This window comes from Paenibacillus whitsoniae, from assembly GCF_003955665.1.
Taxonomy (GTDB): Bacteria; Bacillota; Bacilli; order Paenibacillales; family NBRC-103111; genus Paenibacillus_E; species Paenibacillus_E whitsoniae.
Window position 1 is genome coordinate 1 of record NZ_RXHU01000114.1, and the last position, 20,262, is coordinate 20,262.

General features: G+C 55.3%; 11 protein-coding genes. All 11 read right to left on the minus strand.

What is annotated here, in order from left to right; all coding sequences use genetic code 11:
• Nucleotides 1-1,799, minus strand: a 1,799-nt coding sequence (locus tag EJQ19_RS29085; RefSeq protein ID WP_126144742.1) for a heparinase II/III family protein, incomplete at its 3' end; no start/stop codon positions are given.
• 174 nt (nt 1,800-1,973) lie between these two features.
• On the minus strand, nt 1,974-2,849 hold the full coding sequence (locus EJQ19_RS29090; protein ID WP_126144743.1) for a carbohydrate ABC transporter permease: 876 nt from the start codon (nt 2,847-2,849) through the stop codon (nt 1,974-1,976).
• Between the two features lie 13 nt (nt 2,850-2,862).
• Nucleotides 2,863-3,783, minus strand: coding sequence for an ABC transporter permease (locus EJQ19_RS29095; protein ID WP_241243133.1), 921 nt, complete (start codon nt 3,781-3,783; stop codon nt 2,863-2,865).
• A 97-nt stretch (nt 3,784-3,880) separates the two neighbouring features.
• Nucleotides 3,881-5,545 (minus strand): type 2 periplasmic-binding domain-containing protein, encoded by a 1,665-nt coding sequence (locus EJQ19_RS29100; RefSeq protein WP_241243134.1) that lies wholly within the window; start codon nt 5,543-5,545, stop codon nt 3,881-3,883.
• A 185-nt stretch (nt 5,546-5,730) separates the two neighbouring features.
• On the minus strand, nt 5,731-8,112 hold the full coding sequence (locus EJQ19_RS29105; protein ID WP_164716800.1) for an AraC family transcriptional regulator: 2,382 nt from the start codon (nt 8,110-8,112) through the stop codon (nt 5,731-5,733).
• A 44-nt stretch (nt 8,113-8,156) separates the two neighbouring features.
• On the minus strand, nt 8,157-9,269 hold the full coding sequence (locus EJQ19_RS29110) for a glycoside hydrolase family 88 protein (protein ID WP_164716802.1): 1,113 nt from the start codon (nt 9,267-9,269) through the stop codon (nt 8,157-8,159).
• Between the two features lie 194 nt (nt 9,270-9,463).
• Entirely contained in the window at nt 9,464-11,398 is a 1,935-nt protein-coding gene (gene thrS, locus EJQ19_RS29115; RefSeq protein WP_126144747.1) for a threonine--tRNA ligase, read from the minus strand.
• 343 nt (nt 11,399-11,741) lie between these two features.
• Nucleotides 11,742-12,677, minus strand: a complete 936-nt coding sequence (locus EJQ19_RS29120; RefSeq protein WP_164716804.1) for a putative sporulation protein YtxC — start codon at nt 12,675-12,677, stop codon at nt 11,742-11,744.
• 405 nt (nt 12,678-13,082) lie between these two features.
• Nucleotides 13,083-14,495, minus strand: coding sequence for a glycoside hydrolase (locus EJQ19_RS29125; protein ID WP_164716806.1), 1,413 nt, complete (start codon nt 14,493-14,495; stop codon nt 13,083-13,085).
• A gap of 99 nt (nt 14,496-14,594) precedes the next feature.
• Entirely contained in the window at nt 14,595-19,007 is a 4,413-nt protein-coding gene (locus EJQ19_RS29130) for a 3-keto-alpha-glucoside-1,2-lyase-like domain-containing protein (RefSeq protein ID WP_126144750.1), read from the minus strand.
• 2 nt (nt 19,008-19,009) lie between these two features.
• A partial coding sequence (locus EJQ19_RS29135) for an S-layer homology domain-containing protein (RefSeq protein ID WP_164716808.1) occupies nt 19,010-20,262 on the minus strand: 1,253 nt, incomplete at its 5' end.

The window sequence follows — 20,262 nt, forward strand, 5'->3', positions numbered from 1 at the left end:
CCGTGCGGCCCTCCGCGGTTCGTGAAATACATGAACTTGTCGTCTGCCGTCCAACCGCTGCGCATTGTCACCGACTTATTGTCCGGGTAATAACTCGACGTATAACTGGGCACCGAGCCGCTCGTGCCGCCGCTGCCAAAATATTGGAGCGCCGGATCGTTTAATGCGTTGCCGCTGGTGAGCAGCCCCCCGCGCAGATCGAAATAAGGACCGTCGCCGTATACCGGGTTGTAACCGTTCGGCAGCGTAGCGTCCATGATGAACCGTGATAGCTTCAACAGCCCGTTCATGAACGTGGCGGACAACGTGTCTCCGTTGTTCTGGGCGAGCGCCGTAAAATCCTGCAGCCCCTGCATCGTGACGTACGTATAGTTGGTCGATCCTTCCGAATAGCCGCCATCCAGCGAAATGAGCGTCGCCATCAAGTCGTCCATGCGCGTTTTGGCAAGCGACTTCCAGCCGGTTGCATCGCTAAATTCCGGGAAGTACACCGAAACGCTATACAAGCCTTTCGTTTCGCTCACCGCCCAATTGTAGCCGGAGAAACCGCTAGGATCGTAAGCGAGCCAATCGGCCGTCTGCCACAAATGCTTCAGGATCGCGACGTTCGCGTTTGCGTCGAAAGAGGTGGAACCAAGCAGATACGCATAGATGCGAGGCCACACGTAAGCGCGGAACGAGACATCGAGACTGCGCGGATAGCTCGCCTGTTTGTCGGCGATAAAGTCAAGCATCAGTCGGATCGTATTGCCAGCATATTGCTCGTTCCCCGTCACGATGTATTGCCGGATGACCGGCCCGAGGAACTGGTTGCGAGCAACGAGCCAACTGTATTCATTGTGAGCGCCGGTTGAAGGCTGATTCCAGTCTGGTCCGCCGGCGACGCCGTTCCAGGAGAACGTGCTGGACACCTGGTTGTTCCAAGTCAGCCCCGTTTCGCTCCAGCCGGTTTGTGCCGTTTTATAAACGACGATCTCCTTTGTGCCAGTGCCGGTTCCTTTTTTCCCATAAAGCTTCAAGGTCGCTGAATTGAGTGTCCCCTTGTACGCGGACAAATCGAACGCCAAGTAAGGACGCATCGATGTCTCATCGTAAGGAGCGCCTCCGTCTTGCACATAGAACGACGTATCGCTGCCGAAGTTGGTGCCGCCATACGGGCTGCCGGCCCGCGTATACGTGTCGCGTATCGGCGCAATCGGCGGCTGCGCGACCCCGTCGATCGTCAGCTCCAGCATCGGCTTGTTGGTCGCCGCCTCCTTGCTGTTGAACACCGCATAGCTGTTTTCCTTATCGCGCGCAAGCAGGAACAGCGCCAGTGTTTTGTTGCCGTCGGTCAGAACTGAACTGACTGCGCTCGCGACATCCACCGACACGGTCTGATAAGTGCCGGTCGTCACCGTAAAGGTCGTAATCGGCGTATCTTCATAAGCGGTCAAAATATTATCTGCCGCCAAATCGCCCGCAAGCGCATTCGCTGGGCCTATGGCGATGCCGTTATGACCGGTTCTCGCCTTGTAATACGTCAGCAGATCCGCCTTCGCCTGCGCGTAGTTGCCCGCCTTGACGTCGTTCTGAACGGCAGCAAGACCGCTGTAGGCCACATAATTGAGCTTGCCTGTCGTCGTCCACGTTCCGCTGCCCGCATCCCAGACACCGAAAAAATCCTGATCCGTCATGCTGCTCGGGTCAGCGTATGCATATGCCTTCTTCGTCCATTGGCCCGGTACATAGACCGCCGTCGTCATCAGTATCATGCAAAGCCCATACAGCAGCAACGACCAGCCGCGTTTGCGTTTCATAAACCCACACCTTTCGCCATTGTTTTTTTGGTCACGCAACCAATCCCTGACGTTTTCGCAAACCCAAATCAGACGCACCGAAAGAAGCGTACCATTACGCGCCTATGCAAGGTGCCAGCGAGCGGCCGTCAGCCGGCCGTCACCACCTTCGCGCGATTCCCGCAGGTACACCATCTATTCCTTAATCGAACCGAGCATCACCCCCTTGACGAAATACCGTTGCAGGAACGGGTACAGCAGCAAAATCGGCAGCGTCGCGACAATGATCGTGGCGTACTTGATCGTTTCCTGGATGAGCCCTTTGTCATAGTCGCTGAACGAGGAAGTCATCGTTTCGGTGCTCGTCGTAATCAAAATTTCCTGCAAAATGAGCTGCAGCGGATAGAGCGAGCGGTCGCGCAAATAGATCATCGCGTCGAGATACGAGTTCCAGTGTGCAACACCGTAAAAAAGCGTCATAACCGCCATCATCGGTAGCGATACAGGAATGAAAACGCGGAACAGGATCGTAAAATCGTTCGCGCCGTCGATGCGGGCAGACTCCTCGAGCGCAGCCGGAATTTGTTGGAACGATGTGCGCATGATGAGCAGGTTCCATGTACTGATCGCCGACGGAATGATCATGACGAGCGGCGAGTCGAACAAGTGAAGGTTGCGGATGTTCAGATATGTCGGGATGAGGCCTCCGGAAAAAAACATCGTAAATATGATCGCAAACATGATGGGGCCCACTAGACGTACGCCTCGCCTCGAAAGCGCATACGCCGCAAGCGAAGTCATAGTCAGATTGAGCCCCGTGCCGGCGATGACGTACAGCAGTGTGTTCGCATAGCCGCTCATAATGGCCGGATTGGTCAGCACGAGTCGGTACGATTCCAGACTGAACCCTGCCGGACCGGCGAGCAGTCCGCGATGCTTCATCAGCTCTGCCGGATCGCTGAAGGAAGCGAAGAGGACATATAGAAACGGGTACAGCGTAAGGACCATAAGCACCGCCATCAGCAGCGCGTTGAACACGTCAAACGCTTTGAATTTAGCTAATCCGTTCATCAGTGCGTACCTCCTACCACAGTTTGTGCTCGCTGACCCGGCGGCTGATTGCGTTAGCCGAGAGCAACAGGATGAAATTGACCACATTGTTTAGGAGCCCGATGGCGGCGGAAAAGCCATAATCCATCTGCAGCAGCCCCCTGCGATAGACGAAAGTGGAAATCACATCGGCGGTTTCATAGGTGGTCGAGTTGTAGAGTAGAACGATTTTCTCGAAGCTGCCGCCGCTCATCAACCGACCCATCGCCAATATCAGCATGATAACGACCGTCGGCATGATGCCCGGAATCGTAACGTGCAGCATTTGCTTAAAACGGCCGGCTCCATCGACCTTGCACGCCTCATACAGCGTCGGATCGATGCCAGCGATAGCGGCAAGGTAAATGATCGAGCCCCAGCCGACGCCTTGCCAAATGCCGGACGCGACGTACACAGTACGGAACCATTCCGGCTTGATCAGGAACGATTGCGGCGCAGCGCCGAACAAGGCGGTCACCCGGTTGATCAGCCCATCGCCGGCAAGAAAGTCAACAAGCATGCCGGCGACGACGACCATCGAGATAAAGTGAGGCAAGTACGTCACAGACTGCACGAAGCCCTTGAACATGCGATTACGCAGCTCGTTTAGCAGCAAAGCCAGGATGATCGGGGCCGGAAAGCCGAACAGCAGCTCGTAAAGACTGAGCAGCAGTGTATTGCGCACAAGCCGCCAGAAATAATAGCTCTCGTAAAACGTGACGAAATGCTTGAAGCCGACCCATTCGCTGCCCCAAATGCCTTTGACGGGGGAGAAGTTTTTGAAAGCAATCTGCAGCCCGTACATCGGTATATATAGGAAGATGACATAATAGGCGACGACGGGAACGAGCATAAAGTAAACGTATTTGTTGCGGGCGAGATCCTTCAAGACCCGCCCGATCGCGGATTGCGGCATTTCTCCTAACACTCCCATCCCATACGGCGCATGCCGGCGCCGCTGCTGGAAACTCATTCATGCAGCGGGCCGGAGCCGCTTTATTGAATCGACTCAATTACCGCTTCAAATAACGGTCATACGCGGCTTGTTCGATTTTGATCGCTTCGGCGACGTTCATCTTGTTCAGCTTATCGACGAACTTGTCAAAATTGTCGATTGGCTCGGCGCCCATGATGAATTTGTCGAACATTTCGTCGTTGTACGTTTTGACGTCGTTCATGATCGTCGCGAACTTGGATGCTTCGTCCGTCGTCAGCGACAGCGTCGGCAGCCAGCCCTTGTTGTCCGGCTGCGTCCACAGCTTGAGCGCTTCCTTCTGCTGCGGCATGCTTGCGTTCTGATCCATGTAACGCGTATCCTGGGAGATCGGCGCACCAAACGGAATCGCGTATTTCGTCAGCGCGACGCCGAACGCAAGACCGTCTTTATTTTTCATCACGTCGTCGGTATAGGTCGGATAGCCGTTCACCATCGTGTAGCTTTTGCCCTCAACACCAAAGTTGAACAGCATCGAGCCTGCCTCACCATACTTGTAGTCCAGCCATTTGACCGTTTCGATCACGTTTTTATTTTTCTTCGAGATGGCGGCTCCGAGACCGTTGAAGATCGGCTCCATTTGGCCGAGCACCGGTTTATCGCCTTTCTTCAGCGTCGGATAAGGTGCGCCTACCAGGTTGAACGCCGGGTTCTTGTCTTTCATCGCGTTCATGAACGAGCCAATGCCGCCGCCTACCGTCACGTCCATCGCGCCTACCAGCTCGCCGGTCACCTTGGCGGTCTTTTGCTTCGCGTCGGTTGCCGCATAGTCCGGATCGATCAAGCCTTCCTTGTACCAGGTGCGCATCGTCGCCAAAAATTCCTTGTACTGCGGTGTCAGAGCGCCGTATTGCACTTTGCCATTATCGAGGTAAAAGTCATTGCGGATGCCCCAGGCGTTGATAATCGGGTTGCCCCAGTTGAATGTGCCTTTGTTGAGCAGGAGCGGCAGTTCATCGGTCTTGCCGTTGCCGTTCGGATCCTTCTCCTTAAATGCCTTGAGCACGGTATGCCATTCGTCGATTGTCGTCGGCACCTGCAGTCCGAGCTTGTCAAGCCAGTCTTTGCGAATGCCTAAGCCGAAGTACGTTTGCAGCGTTGGGGCGTTGCGAAGAAAAGGGAACGAATAAATATCGCCGTTGTCGGTTGAAATTTGCTTGCGGATTTCGGGATTGTCGGTCAGAATCTTTTTTAAATTCGGGGCGTACTTGTCGATGTAGTCGTTCAATTTGATAATTGCGCCGCTGTCGAGTGCGGCACGGCCGCCGCCCGGGTACGCGTTCCAGTTCCATTCGATGACATCCGGGTAATCGGCGGAGCTCATCATCAGGTTGAACTGATTGCTCTCCTGGCCGCTCGCCGGGTGCTTGAAGTCGGCATGGATGCCGGTTATTTTCTCAAGCTCCTTGTACGCCTCCATGTCGTTCAAGCTGTTCATGCCGCTCGGCCGGCTGGCGCTAAGCTGAACAAAATAGGTGAGCGTCAGCGGACTAGAGACGATTTTGCCGTTTGCCTGCGCAGCCGATCCCGTTGCCGAGGCAGCTGCCGACGGAGAAGCCGCAGCGCCGGGCGAGGTGCCGTTTCCTTCCTTGCTGCCGCCGCTGCAGCCGATAACCCCCGCCGCCAGCGCCGCCGTCATAAAAACGCCGATGATCGGCCGCTTCGCTTGATTCCACTTGCTCATACTACTGATTCCCCCTGTATGGAATTTGATCGCGGTGCCGCGCTTGCTCATATCCCGGCTGATCTTCCGGTTTGGCGATGCGATGCCGCAACCTTGGTCTGATTGTATGCCACGATTCGGGCTTCGCGATATGATCCGATTCTGCGATCCCCTATTCAGTTATGGGGTTAGCGTGCAATCCGTTTCTATTCTGCTCTAACTGATTCTATGCTTTGGCGGTATGCACCAGGGGTAACGCCTTCGTATTTCTTGAAAAAACGGATGAAGCCGATGTCGTTGGCGTAACCGACCTTGGTGGCGATCTGCGCAATCGTGAGCTGCGGCTCGGCCAGCATGCGTTTCGCTTCGGCAATGCGGATTTGGGCGATAAAATCGGCCACGTTCTGACCGCTCGCCTTCTTGAAAAAGGCGGAAAGATAGGAAGGCGTAATGCCGAATTGATCGGCGATCGAATTCACGCTGAGCATATTGTCGCCGAAGCGCTCGCGGACGTGCTTGCGGATATTGTTCAGCATGCGTTCGCTCTGATCGCTGCGGCCGTTCTGGAAGTGGGCGCATGCGACCCGGAGGCTATCGCGAAGGTTAGCAAATGCCGCTGCTGCGTCCTCGCCCTCCGGCGGGGCGCTCGCCAGTCGTTGTGCCAAGGTGCGGCCAAGCTCGGGAGCCTGCTGCGCTAGCTTGAGCAGCGTGCCGGCGATCGAAGGCAGCAGAATGCGCTGCAGCTCCGGCGAAATGCGCCTTGCCATGTAATTTTCCTCGTAAATGGAATCAAGCAGTTTTTCTGCTTTGGCGGCTTCGCCCGCTTTGATCAAATTGATGAACTGCTGCTCCACCTCGAGCGGATAATAGAAAAAAGGCTCCGGCAGTCCGCCTTCCGCTACGCTCTCGACTGCTGCACTGTTTGCTCCACCGCGCGAATCGGCAAGCCGTTGATCGAGCGCAAGCAGCGCTTCGCGGAACGCTTCGCCGATGCCGCCGAGCTCGTGCGCCGCAGTGCTGGCGCCAATCGCCGGATTCAGATGGAAACGGCTCTCCAGGACATGGCCAAGCGTGTCGGTAATGGCCTTGATGTCGCCTACCGCTTGGCCGCTTCTCTCTTCCCGCACGTTGATCAACAGCGCCACCCGCCCCCGCTCCAGCTCAACGCTGAAGCCGCGATGATGCTTGTTCGCCAGCTCCGTGGCGATGTTGCCGATTATGAAGCTGACAAACGGCCATTCCCGTTCGGCTTTATCCGGCGCGATGCCGCTGAGGTCCCCGACATCGATCAGCATGACAGCGAACGAGTCGGATACGAACTCAACGCCGACAAGCCGCAGCGCGTCAGGTTGAAGCTCGGAAACATCCGCGTTGCCGCGAATCAGACGCGTCAGGAAATAGACGCGGATAATCGGCGCCTGCTGCGCCAACATACCGCGCAGCTGCGATTCGCTGCGCCGGGACGTTTCGATTGCGCTGCGGATCAGCTCGTACTCGCTTCCGGAAGCGGCGCCGTCGCCCGCAGCCCCTCCACTGCGTAAAATATCGCGCAGCACGGCCCGAATCGGCCGATAATTGCGATAGGCCAAATACGCCGATGCCGCACCGCCCCCTACCGCGCAAATCAACAGCAGCATGACGGCCCATCTGCGCACGTCGTTCACCTCGTCCAGGAATACGTCGCGCGGCATCGCAAACACATACTTCCACCCGTTCACGCCGGAGGAAGCGTAAGAAACGATCATCTTCTTTCCGTCCCATGTTTGCTCCAGCTTGCCAGCATCACCGGCTAGCGCTTCATATCTCAGGTTTGAAGGCTGCGAATTCGCATCCGCTGTGGTTCCGATGGAGCTGATGATCCGGTTTCGATCATCGAGAATATACATCTGGCCGCGACTCGCCGCCGCAAGTCCTGCAAGCAGATTGCGCAGTTGATCCTCGTCGATCAGCACGAGCAGCGTGCCTGATGCTGCCGCTCCGCCCAAGTAAGGGATCGATTGGACGTAAGTGATGACGCGTTTGCCGCTGCCATTGTCCAGCCCTATCGTAGCGGCAGGCTCATACTGCCGATAGCCGCCTTGCTGCAGAACCGCGTTCCAATCGGCGCTTGTTTTGCCGGGAAACCGGTAAACGCTGTCAAACAGGATTGGCGCGGTTGTTTTGACGTTCGGGCCGACGAGCGTTCCCGTCGCACGCACGTAAATGTAGAAATCGTAAACCAACTTGCTCAAGCTCTTGTACCGCTGCAAGTCATTCACCAGCTCGACGCTGCGGAATGCATCCTCGTCCGTCATCGTCCCCTTGGCGCCAAGAAGCCACAGCAGCTTCGGATGAAACGCCACCTGCTGCTCCAACTGCTCCAGTTCCTTGAGGCGGCCGTCGGCCACTTCGCGGATCTGTTCCAGCATGGCGGCGTTCGTGCTGCTGACCGTGCGCTCGACGATAGCCCGAGCCTTCCAATACAGCACGCCGCCGGTAACAAGAGCAATGAGCAGTATCGCGATAAAGGAGCCGAACAACGGCACCATGACGCTTCTTGCACCGAAGCGAAGCCGCAACTTTCCTCGCACGTCTGATTGTCCCATCATTGCGTCGCCGCCTCCATTTCTGCGCAAGTCCCAAGCGGCCAGGCTCATGACCACATTTTCCAATCATGACCCGCGGCTCGGCTCAGCGCCTCGAAATAAAAATAATCTCCCCAGATGCTATATAAATGGGAAGGCGTATCATTCACACGTCCGTAGCTGCAGGCGAGAATACCGCTCTTCGACTCATCCGCCGCCGCGGAATACGCGAACAGCGCGTGCAGCAGCTCACGCGCCTGCTTCTCATATTTGCCGGCGGCTTCTCCGCCATGCGATGCCAACTCGAACAGTCCGCAGGCGGCGATGGCCGCAGCCGAAGTATCCTTCAGTTGCGGAGCAGCCGGCGGCAGGCGGAAATCCCAGAGCGGCACGCCGTCCGCAGACACTTGGCCGACGAAATACGCCGCCATCCGTTCCGCAGCCTGAAGGTAAAGCGGATCGCCCGTATGCGCATAGGAGAGCGCAAAACCATAAATGCCCCAAGCCTGCCCACGCGACCAGACCGAGTCTTCGGCATACCCGTCGTGCCAGCGGCCGCCCAGCGGCTCGCCGCTATCTGGATCGAAATCGAACGTATGGAACGTCGTCGCGTCCGATCTCAGTAAATACCGCCGTGAGTTGTCAGCATGCGCATACGCCGCCACGCGGTACTTCGGATCGCCGGTTAAGGCCGATGCGTTGTAGAGCAGCGGAAGGTTCATCATGCAGTCGATAATGATTTTGCCCCGGCGAAAATCTTCCCGGGGTCGCCCCCAGGCACGAATGAACTTTCCGTTCGGATTGTATCTCGCCAGAAGCTTATCCGCAGCCTCCAGAGCCAGATCACGGAACACCTCCTGTCCCGTGATCCGGTAAAGCGCGACCGCGTACAACTGATATAGAAAACCCAAATCATGATCGGTGTACCCCGAGCGCAAACGCTCGCGATAAACCGGGAGGTACCGATACAACTCATCTAAATAAGCCATGTTTCCGGAGAATTGATAGGCAATGGCGAGCATCCCTGTCCAAAACGACCCGGTCCAGCTGCCGTCGTCGTTCAGCCCGTTTTCGTACCGGCCTTCGCGGTCCAAATGTGGAAACCGCGCGCCGAACCGCTGCCGGTTCGCATCTACTTTCGTGATGATTGCTGCAATCTCCTGTTCGTATTTTTGTTCCATAGCCAAATAAACCCCCATTCTGAAAATGCGACGATGCCGTCAGCTTTTATTATAGCGGCTGGCCGCGTAGGGGCGAACGATACACATTTACGATGGACTGCCCGTTTCTGTTATGATGACCGCAATTATTCGCAAAATAATAGAAAAAAGACCGAAACCGCGCACCCATCGGCGCTTGGCTTCGGTCTTTCCTCTTATCGTTTCGTTGCGATTTCTTCTGTAATCATGGCGATAACTTCACTCACTGGATGCGTGCCGAGATCGCCTTGTCCGCGCTTGCGGATCGACAAGCTTTCGTTGTTCACTTCGTTCTCGCCGACAACGAGCATGAATGGAATTTTCTCAAGCTGCGCTTCACGAATCTTGTAGCCCAGCTTCTCGTTGCGGTTGTCCGCTTCCACGCGGATGCCGGCTTCGCGCAGTCTCTCGGTTACTTGCGTCGAGTACGCCTCAAACGCCGGGGATACCGGGATGACCTTCGCCTGCACCGGCATCAACCAAGTTGGCAGCGCACCGGCAAAGTTCTCAAGCAGGAACGCTGTCATGCGCTCCATGGTCGAGATAATGCCGCGGTGAATAACGACCGGACGGTGCTTCTGGCCGTCTTCGCCAGTATACTCGAGCTGGAAGCGCTCAGGCAGCAGGAAGTCGATTTGCGCAGTCGACAACGTTTCTTCTTTTTTCAGCGCAGTCTTGATCTGAACGTCTAGTTTAGGGCCGTAGAAGGCAGCTTCGCCTTCCGCCTCGAAGAACGGTAAACCCAGCTCCTCGACAACTTCGCGAAGCATGCGCTGTGCAGTTTCCCACATTTGATCGTCCTGGAAGTACTTCTCTTTATCGTTAGGGTCCCGGTACGAAAGGCGGAAACGGTAATCCGTGATGCCGAAATCTGCATACACTTGGCGAATCAGATTCACGACGCGAGCGAACTCTTCTTTGATCTGATCCAAACGACAGAAAATGTGCGCGTCATTCAGCGTCATCGCACGCACGCGGTGAAGACCGGTCAAAGCGCCCGACATTTCGTAGCGGTGCATCGTGCCAAGCTCGGCGATACGTACCGGCAGATCGCGGTAGCTGCGCATTTCACTCTTATACACCATCATGTGGTGCGGGCAGTTCATCGGACGAAGCACGAGCTCCTCGTTGTCCATCACCATTTTCGGGAACATGTCCTCATGGTAGTGCTCCCAGTGGCCGGATGTTTTGTACAAATCTACGTTCGCAAGCACGGGTGTGTATACGTGATCGTAGCCCAGACGCTCTTCCAGGTCGACGATGTAACGCTCCATGGTCCGTCTGATTTTGGCGCCGTTTGGCAGCCAAAGCGGCAAGCCTTGACCGACTTCGCGGGAAAAGCCGAACACTTTCAGCTCGCGGCCGAGCTTGCGGTGATCGCGTTTCTTCGCTTCTTCCAGCAGATGCAAGTGCTCGTCCAACTGCGCTTTTTTCGGGAATGCCGTGCCGTAAATGCGCTGCAGCATTTTGTTCTTCGCGTCGCCGCGCCAGTAGGCACCCGCTACGCTAAGCAGCTTGAATGCTTTGATGCGGCCTGTGGAAGGCAAGTGCGGCCCGCGGCACAGGTCGAAAAATTCGCCTTGATCGTAGATGGTGAGAACCGCATCTTCCGGCAAATCGCGAATGAGTTCCAGCTTGTAAGGATCGCCAAGCTCTGTGAAAATGCGGATCGCTTCCTCGCGAGTGACGACGCGGCGGGTAATCGCCAGATTCTCGCCGACAATACGCTCCATTTCTTTCTCGATGCGCACCAAATCTTCGGGATTCAGCGGTGTATCCAGATCGATGTCATAATAGAAGCCATCCTCGATAACAGGACCGATACCAAGCTTCACGGTTTTCTCACCGTAAATACGTTTGATCGCCTGCGCCATCAAGTGCGCTGTGCTGTGACGGTACATTTCGAGTCCCGCTTCGCTATCCAGCGTCAGAATCTCCACATCGGCGTCCTGTTCCAAGGCATAAGACAAATCAACGGATTTACCGTTCACTTTGCCTCCGACGGCATTTTTCTTGAGGCCGCTGGAGATCGATTCCGCCACCTGCTCAATTGTTGTTCCGACGGCATATTCTCTTATTGCTCCATCCGGTAATTTTACTTGTACAACCATCTTCGGTTCCTCCTATGAAATAAATTGAACACAAAAAAGCACACTCTTCCCGGTAAGGGACGAGTGCGCTCGGCTCGTGGTTCCACCCTAGTTCGATTATCGCTATTAAAGACAATAGGATTAATCCTCATCAGCATTCGATAACGGGAATGACTCCGGTGTTGTATAGTAACGTTCTAGCTGGAGAAACGAATTCCACAACACGGCTCCAAAGGGGTAAACGGTTCTGATTCGCTGAAGAAGCTTGCAGCCTTGGCTTCTCTCTCTGAGCAGGTCTTGCAGAACGTCCATGTCTTTGTTGTAACGCCTTCGTCCCTTATTATAATCAGACAGGGCAGCAAGGTCAAGGGGACAGCTGATCGTGCTTTTTGCCCTCGCCGAGATACAGATCGCAGGTCCGGCAATAGGAACATACCGAAGTCCGGTCTTCAAAAATTTGCCGAATCGTCTTAATAATCGTCAAATCGGCATCGCGGGTGTGAATGTAAATGTTTGCCGGGGAAACGGAAATCAGCGTGGACACGATCATATCTTCAAAGTTGATGTCTTTCTCGAGCACCTCCATGCGCAGCGTCGTATCCAGATCGCTGGCATCGATCGGCTCCATTTTATCATTCAAAATGACAAACTCATGCCCGCCCTTGTGGATGAGATGTACCGCAGGGATTTTGGCTTCCTGGATATAGACAAAATATTGAAGGAGCGAAATAAATTCCTGGTACTGGCGATCCATCATGAATTCATCGATGGCATACTCTACGATTTCCCGCAATTCTTCTTTGTATTCCTGAATGCGAAATGCCAGAAAACCGTCCAAATTCAGCACCGGATGTTCGCCGAGCATATGCGATAACAGCTCTTTCAGCATGCCTTTACGACGCTGCTTGCTCGGTGAGCTATTCATGGTCAGGAGCCCATCGTCACCGCCGCATTCCAATTGCAGCGACTGCTGGCAGTAACCCTCGATGGCCTCCACATCGGCCGTTTTATCATAATGAAACTCTTTTATAATCAAATGACGTAAAATTGCCGGCTCCTTGTCCGCCACAATAAACCCAGCTATCGCCTCGGCCAACGCCTCTTTCACGCTCACCAACAGCAAAGGCATATCAACATCCCGCTCAAGCATCTCGGCTTCCACACGAATGATGCCATACCCAGGATATCGTGCGAACTCCGCTTTTACCAGTGCTTCACTCCTATGTAAAAGCTGCAATTCTTGCTGCACCTGCAAGAATAGCGACTGATCCTCCGCATCGTCTCCATAAGAAAATGCCACTCCAAAAAGCTCCACCATATCCTCGCTCCTTCCGTCTGTCGCATCCTCCTCTTACAAGTATATGGCCCTTCCCATGGAGATATACAACGAACAATTTGCCAGTCGCCAGGGGGATGAAGCGCAAAAAAAAGAAGCAGCATCAAGCTGCTTCCCGGCTCAAATGAATGGAATCATTAGAATAATTGCTCGAGATACGCCTTCACGAGGAGAAACGGCAGAGCCCCAATAGAAATGAAGGCATACAGGAATCCTTGAAAAAAGCTTTTCAATGTTTTCACAACAAACCACTCCTATCTTGACTCCGGATTTGAAGGTCTGCCCCCATTCTACTCCTCTTGTTCGTGCGAAACCTGAAAATAACCTTAAATTTTCAACAATTGGTCAAAAAAAATTCACTGGTTCCGCTTACTTTTCGGAAAAGGAATAAATGGACTTGGCTGAAAACGTTTGCGTAAAAGCACCGCCGGACAGCGTCACATCCGTCATATTCGTGAGGTTGTCGGTCGCGCTCGTTTTCAGCTTGGACGCTGCGGTGGAAGTCGTGGAGAAGCCGCTAATGGTCGCCGTAATATCGGACGAAGACGTATTGATGACAATGAGCTGCGCCTTTCCGGTGGAGTTGATTTTGGTACCCAGCACAAGCAGCGAAGGGTTGCTGGAGGTCGCCGCGATGCGCACATAGCCCGGTCTGATCACGCGGCTGAAGTTACCCATCGCATATAACACTTTGCTAACTGTATAAGAGTTGTTGGTTGTATCCATATTAATCAATTGCTGGGCTAACGATTCGTTGCTGCCGACACTCCACCAGTAGAAGAAGCCTCTGGCCGCGTTGACGCCGCCGATCGTCAGGGCACGCTGAATTTTGACCGCGAGGTCGACCGCTTGCTGGTTATCATAAGTCGTATTGCCCGGGTTCCAGAGGTTGTTGGTTTCATCTTTAAAATTATATTCCGTCAATAATTTGGGCTTCGTCTCCGCGTACAGACTGTTGTTATTGTTGCCGTAATTATGGTAGGCGATATAATCGACAAGACCCTTGTTCGTCGGCATGTTATTCAAAAAATTCATCGCTACATTCTCCGATGTGGCTTCCGGGGCCGTCAGCTTCACCTGCGAGCGAATCCCTGTGGCGGTAAGGGCGGCATCGACCTCGCCGATGACACTGTCCATTTCTGCGTTAAAGTAACGCGCGGACGCCCAGGACGTATTTTCGTAATCCGCTTCGTTCTGAATGCTCAGCCATCTGATGTTATAGCCGAAATCGTTCCTGTACTTCTCCACCCATCTCGCCACATAGCTTGCGAAATTCGGGTACTTCGCGGCGAGCAGGTGGCCCCCTTTCACTGAAGCCGAGTCCTTCATCCAGGATGGCGGGCTCCAGGGAACCGCATAAAACTGCATCGGGCTGTACCGAGTCAAAGCTTGGTCGGCGAACCACCGTTGGTGGGCATCCGTGGTCCAGTCTTCCGTGCAGTTATTCCACCCGCAGTAAGAGATTTCAATGCCCGACGGGTCTTCACTGAGCTTAAACGGATTAATTTCCCACCGGATCATCGTAAGCCCCGCATTAGAGCCGCTATTCAGAAAAAGCTTATCCAGAATCGCCGATTGATTCGCCGCGCTCATGTTATGCTGAAGGTCATAAACAGGTTTGTTGGCCGCGGCGCCGAAACCGTCGATTGTTTGATAGGTCGTTGCTTTGGTTAGGGTGATCGTGTCGGCTGCCGCCGCCACGGGTGAAACTGAAACAGCTACCATTATTGCACACAACAAAGCCCCCGTCCCTTGATTCATCCATTGCCATCTCTTCTTCATTCGTGCCATCTCTCCTTTTGTTTTCTGAATGTCATGCAAAACAAAACAGGCTGCAATCGCGACCTATTCGGTTGGATTACAGCCTGCATAACGAACGTCTTATGGAAGATCTAGCTTGTTGGATAACGCTGCCGGTAAGCTGTCATTCAAAGCGCTCCAATCGCTGACCACAAAAACATGAACATGATAATCCGCGTTGTCCGGATCCGTCACATCGAAGTGCCCTGCTGCCTGTTGTCCTCCTACGAGATCGCTCTCAACTGCCGTATAGGCAACGGGCGTCGTGCCTTTGAGCAGTTGGAAGAACACGATTTCTGAACCTGCATGATCCGGGGTGCCGGCTGTACGATTCGCCGTTACTTTCGCGCTGAGCCCGCCTGTTCGGCTAAGCGTACCTTGCAGGGTAAAAGCGGGCTGTTCCGTCGGCGGGTCGACCGGCGGCACGACGACGTCCGAGATTTCCGTCACAAGGAAATCGTCGATCCGCGCAAGCTGGTTCGCAACGCGAATCCCGGATTTGCCTTTCGTCAGCGCAGGCGGATTGCCCGAGAACAGCGCGCCGTTATCGATCTCATCGAAAATGAGATTATCGTCGACGTAGCCCTTGATCCGGTTACCGTCGACAACCAGCCGCAGCTGATACCAGTTCCCGACGATGTACGGGTACGGAATTTTTTTGCTATCCAGCTCTTTGAGGCTGCCATTGACGGCGCGGCCAAGCGAGATATAGCCTGTGCTGCCGCCCGGCAAGCCGTTGGTGCCGTTATGAATGCGCAGCATATAGAAGTTCTTGCCGTCATCGGACGCGCGGGCAATGATGCCAGGCAGCGCCGTGCCGACCTGCGCCTTCACTCTGGCGCGGACATCATAATTCGTCCAGCCGCTTTGCCCGACGGTAAAGGCCATGCTGGTGGTGGTGTATTTTTCAAGCACCTTGCCTTGGTCTTCACTCACCACGCGCAAATGCGATGCGGCTGCATTCGGTGTGGCGCCGTTGTTCCAGCCTGTCGTGCTGTCGGCGTTAAAGCTGCCATTTTCAAAATCTTCTTGGTAGAGTACGTTGCCGATTGGCGCTTCGGCGTTCGCTACAAGGTGGAGCGTATAGACAGCGGATGTTCCTGCTTCCGAAGTAACCGTAACTGTTGCAGTTCCCTTCCCGCCGCTCATGATGCCATCGGTGATGTGTACGGTCGCCACGTTGCTCGCTGTCGCAACTGCTTCCGCTACCTTCACATAGCTCGTTCTGGACGGTACATGGATCGTGTAATCCGTCTGTCCCGGCACAAGTGTAAGGCTGGAGGCCGGCATCTGCCCCGGCAACGTCAGCGGGTCGCTGACCAACGAAAGCCTTAAGGAGCTGAGCGACGTATCGGCGCTCGCTTGCTTGAGCCGTACCGTGTAGTAGTTCGCACCGTTGCCTTCGCTGGAAAGCGCAGCAAGGGTGTAGGTCTTCTCTTGTCCGGCCGTATCGAACGTCACTTGACCGGATGCCGGAGCAACTACGATGCTGCCGGTTCCATAGGCGGAGCCCGTCACGGTGACGGTGCTGGTCGTCATCGGCACAAGCACCGTATAGCTGTTAATCCCCGGATCGAAGCCGTTGATCGGAACGCCATTCACCTGAATGCCGCCCAGCTTCGGTACGAGCGGATACACCTTCACATCGTCGAAAATCGCCAAGTCTTCATGGCTGCGCAGCCCGATTTTGCCGGAGGTCCGGCTTGCATCCGTCACTTCGAGAACCTGTACCCCGTCAACGAAAGCTCTGAGCGTTGTGCCTGCCGCTTCCAGATTCAGCTTATACCACGTTGCCGAATCGATCGGTGCTGGCAAATTATACATGCCAAGCACCGTCGTCGTGCCGCTGATTCGTTTTTCCAAAATTGCCTGATTCAGCGAGCCGTTTCGCTGCAATTTGAAATAATACTGGCTGTTATATGTGCCCGCTCTGGCCAGCAAGCCCATCTGCACATTGCCGGTGTAAGCGCTGTCCGCCACCTTCACGCGGGCTTCGACCCCGTAATCCTTGAGGTCGTTTCCAAAAATCGCAAAGCTAGGCGTGTTAGAATACGTGCCAACGGGAATCGCATACGTATTGTTCGTTACGCTGTCCGTCGCGAACGTCCAAGGTGTAGAAGTGCTGTCGAAGCCGGTCGTCACCCAGCCGGAGGTATCCCGGTCGGCGACGGATTCAAAGCCGTTTACGTACATTCCTTCCGCAAAAACCTTCACTTCGTCGATGGACAGCGGTCCATCGTAAGTGGAGCCCGTCACCGTAAGCTTGACGTAGCGGGCTTTCCCATTGAACCATTCCAGGCTGTTGCCAACCTGCGGCACGTAGGAAGGATCGGAGCTCTTGTCAACCGCCGGCGTATACGTTACGCCATCCAGGCTCGTTTCGATTGTGTATGTGTAGCCTCTTGCGGCGCTGTTCGTCCATTCGATGCCCATGCCCGCAAGATAATAGGCCTTGCCCAGATCGATCTGGACCGTTTGCGGATAAGCGCTCGTCGAGGCCACGGCGGCCGTCGAAGCTTTGCCATCCACCAGGTTGGCGCCGCCGGTCATGCCGGAGGATACGGTTACCGTTTTGCCCGCAGATACAATGTTCTTGATGCTCGGATCTACGGCTTCAAGCTCGATCAGCATGACCGCGTTTTTCTCCAGCGTCTGACTGAGCGTGATACGGTCCGCAGCGTTCACAATGCCTTCATCGACGATTTGGAGATCATCGATTTTGTTGTAGGCATAGTTGCTGTGCGTTTCATCGACGAGCACTTTCTTGTAGCGCACGCTTTTGCCTTGGAAGCCGGCAGGCAGGTTTTTCACTTGAATATCGACATTCGCGGACGCGCTGCCGTCGCCTTGCTTGTTCCACACCATCATCGTCGCTTTCGTATCGCTGTTCTTCGTCGCGAGCATCCGTGTACCGTAAATATCCGTGCTGCCGCCGCTCGTATGAACGCGCGTATCCCCGAGCTGCCCGAACATGCGCATCGTGTTGAAGTACGGCGTGAAGAATGTGTGTCCGAGCACTTCGTAATAGTGCAGCTTATCGCTCGTGCCGATCAGTTGGAACGTATTGATGTCCGCATTGCCCCATAGAATGTCGACGCGGGCGATCGCCGGCGCATCAGGCCCCAGATCGAACTTCAGCCATGTCCAGTAATCGGATTGCGTGAACTGCGTAGCCTCGTCTCCATCGGTCACGGCTGCGATCGCGGGATCATTAGCCGTATTTGGAATCGGAATCGGGTTATTATTGCTGTCGAAGAAGCGAATTTCCTTGATTTTCATCGGCTTCGACGTAGACGCGGATTCGCGCCAGCCTCTTAAATTCAAGTATTGCAGGGATTTTGGGTTACTATTGGTAAAAGATTGCCAATTCGTCGTATCCCCGCTGCTCAGCGCGTAGTCGACATCGAATTGGTTTTTGAAGTAGGCGTTCAGCGTATGCACGGCCACCCAGTTCATCGGAATGTCGGTACCGCCGCGTGCAAAAAAGTACGCCGCATCCGTCATAAACGCCGCCTGCTTCGAAAGGCCGACGTTATTGGTCGGATCGCTAAGGCCGCCGCCGCCTTTCCAGCCATACTCGCTCACAATCGTCGTCGCGTTCGGATAGAACTGGTGCAGGTACGTTTTCATCTCGATTTCCTGCGTCTCGTTCATCCGCACATCCTCTTGATAGCGATGCCACGACACAAAATCGACCTGATAGCCGTTCGCATACGCGATGTCGACGAACTGCTTCTGCTTCTCAAAGTTGTAGCCGGATAGCACCGGGCCTCCAACCTTTACCGGCTGCCCAGCAAGCCCTTGTGTATTTACCCATTTGACGGCTTCGGACATCCCTTGATACATGCGCATATAGCCCGGGATGTCATCTTTCGTATGACCGTAAAACGCTGGCTCCAGGTTCGGCTCATTACCGACCTCGATGTATTCGAGTTTCGGATTTTTTTCTTTCAAGGTAAAAATGATCTTCTTCATCGCCTTATCGAATTCCGGCCAATTCATCGTCGTTTCGCCTGCCAGCAGACGGTTCTTGCCGGGGTTCGCGTCCCCGCCGTACGAGTACGCCAGTGAAATCAGCAAGGAATCCGAGAACTGCGACATGAAGTCGTACGTCTCTTTGCGCGCGCTCAGCAGGTCCGGATTGTCCGCATTCCGCGGATCGTCAATGGAATAGGCCAGATAGTCGCTGTTCGCGCTGTCTTTGTTGTAGTACCAGTTGATTTTGACAAAATCGCGGACAACTTTCGTCTTCAGCCCTTTCAGCTCATCTACGACATGGACGGGCAGCGGCGTGTAGTTCGTGTTGTTAAATTGCTCCGTTCGGACGAGCGGCCCTTCGGAGACCGCATAGTCTGCTTCAAATGTGGCGCCTGCGGCTTGTGCCGGCAGCGGCGGCGTGAGCACGGAAGCGGTGGATGCGATCAGGAATGCGGCTGTCAGCGCCGCAATTTGTTTTTTGAAGCCTCGCATGTGCGAGGCTAGCTGGATTCCCATTCTTAGTTCCCTCCCAAAGATTGATAAATACGGTAGAGCAGCACGGCTATTTCCGCGCGGCTCGTACTGGCCAACGGCCGCAGGTAGCCGCCGTCGCCCTCGACGATGCCCAGGCGGATTAAGCCGCTGATGCTGGCTTGGGCGTAGTCGGCGACATCGACGCCGTCTTTGAATCCGGCCAGCGATGGCTGAAGGGTGGCAGCAGGCAGCTGGCCTGCGATGCGCAGCGCCCGGGCTGTAAGCGCCATCATATCCTGCCGGGAAATGGCCGCCTCGGGCTGGAACCGGTTATCGCCGCTTCCATCGGCGATGCCGAGTGCTCTAGCCGTCTGCACAGCGTCGGCATAATACGCGCTTGCGCCGGCATCAGCGAAGCTGGCCGCCGCTTGCGAAGGGAAACCCATCGTCCGCATGAGCAGCAGGACGAAATCCGCGCGCTTGATCGCCACCCCCGGCGAGAATGCCGTCTCGGAGATGCCGGCGATGATGCCTTTGGCGGCGAGCGCTTCGATTGGCTTCTGTGCCCAGCTGTAGCCGGCAAGGTCACTGAACGTCTTCGTGACATAGACGACCGCATAGCTGCTAAAATGCGTCGCCAAGAACGTGACCGTTCCCGTGCTCGCCTCGTAGCGGCCGCTTGTCACTGGGGTTGGCCGTCCGGTACCGTCCAGATACCAGACCGTAATGCCGTCCAGTTGATTCCGTTCGGCCTGCGACGGCTGGTACGGAATCGCCACGCGAACCGGCGCTTTGGGGTTGTTCCATGCGGTGGTTGTGCCATCCAGCATGATGGTAATGTCGATGACCGGCCGATCGCCGATGGCCGTTTTGACGTCGTCGGCGAAGCCGGCCGTGCCGACCTGCTTCAAAGTTATGGACACGTTCGCCTTCCCGGCCGTTTCTCCGGGTTTGAACATATCATTCGGCAAGGTGATCGTGCCGAATTCGGTTTGCAGCGCCAGTTGTCTTGCTGCGCTGCCTTCAGTTAGCAGCGGCGCCGGCAGGGCCGCTTCATAGGCGCGTGCGCCCTCGACTTTTGGAAAGTCGAGTGTCAGCGTGCCGCCAGGCGCTCCTGCGAGCGCCTGCTCGATCGCCGCTTGCGTAGCGGCGGCTTTCGCAACGCCCGCCGCATCGGGCGAGCTCGCTGCTGCGAGCTTCAGGGCTGCGCCGGCAGCGGGAGAGGGGTTGTCGCCGGGAATCGTTCCCGGCTCCGTCTCTGGCTCTGTACCTGGACCCGTTCCCGGGTCCGTTCCCG